Origin of the sequence: Pantoea sp. GbtcB22 (genome assembly GCF_019091025.1) — a bacterium.
Taxonomy (GTDB): Bacteria; Pseudomonadota; Gammaproteobacteria; order Enterobacterales; family Enterobacteriaceae; genus Pantoea; species Pantoea leporis.
The window spans coordinates 1-265 of record NZ_JAGXKB010000283.1 but is presented as its reverse complement, the minus strand read 5'-3'; the positions used below and the strand labels follow the sequence as shown (position 1 = coordinate 265).

1 protein-coding gene is annotated in these 265 nt (G+C 65.7%); it reads left to right on the top strand.

The window, feature by feature from the left end; translation table 11 throughout:
- The coding region (locus tag KVT28_RS25300) for a chemotaxis protein CheB (RefSeq protein WP_305801806.1) at positions 1-265 on the top strand (265 nt) is incomplete at both ends.

The window sequence follows — 265 nt, the reverse complement described above, 5'->3', positions numbered from 1 at the left end:
GGCGAGCGTATTCTGCCCGGCCACGCCTATATCGCGCCGGGCGCCATGCACATGGAGCTGGGCCGTAGCGGGGCCAACTATGTGGTGAAACTGAATGACGGTCCGCCAGTGAACCGGCACAAGCCATCGGTGGATGTGCTGTTCCGTTCGGTGGCGGTGCACGCAGGACGAAATGCGGTGGGTGTGATTCTGGCCGGGATGGGTAACGACGGCGCGGCCGGGATGCTGGAAATGCATCGCGCGGGCGCCTGGACCATCGCGCAGG